General features: G+C 34.0%; 1 protein-coding gene. It reads right to left on the bottom strand.

From position 1 onward, the window contains the following. Positions 1 to 322 (bottom strand): STAS domain-containing protein (locus tag AC1DWA_RS33780; protein ID WP_477917912.1); only part of this gene is annotated, 322 nt, incomplete at its 3' end. Between the last annotated feature and the right edge of the window lie 54 nt (positions 323 to 376).

Genomic DNA, 376 nt, shown 5'->3' with positions numbered 1-376 from the left:
GTAGAGCTTTCACAATTTGAAAGATATTATTTGCTACCATGGTATCTACGATAAGAACTCCTGAAATATCAAATATTAAATAATGTAATTGAAGCTGGGCACTTTTTGTTAAAGCAGTTTCTATAATGAGTTGAGCACGATTTGTATCAATTTGGCCAACGATAGGCATAACAGCTATTCCTTTAGCAAGAGGGACCATGGGAACCGATAACTCTTCTAGAGCTGTGTAAGCCAATTTCATTTTCTCACTATTATAAGCTTCGAAAATGTCAACGAAGATATGATTAATTTGATCAATAAAAGGATCGATTATTTTACTCACATCTAGCATAGTAATAGGCGCAAATGTTCTTTGTTGGAGTTCTTCTGTAAAGAC

This window comes from Rhodococcus sp. P4_F3_2, assembly GCF_056401335.1.
Note: the sequence above shows the minus strand (reverse complement) of the source record. Positions and strands in the feature narration are given on the sequence as shown.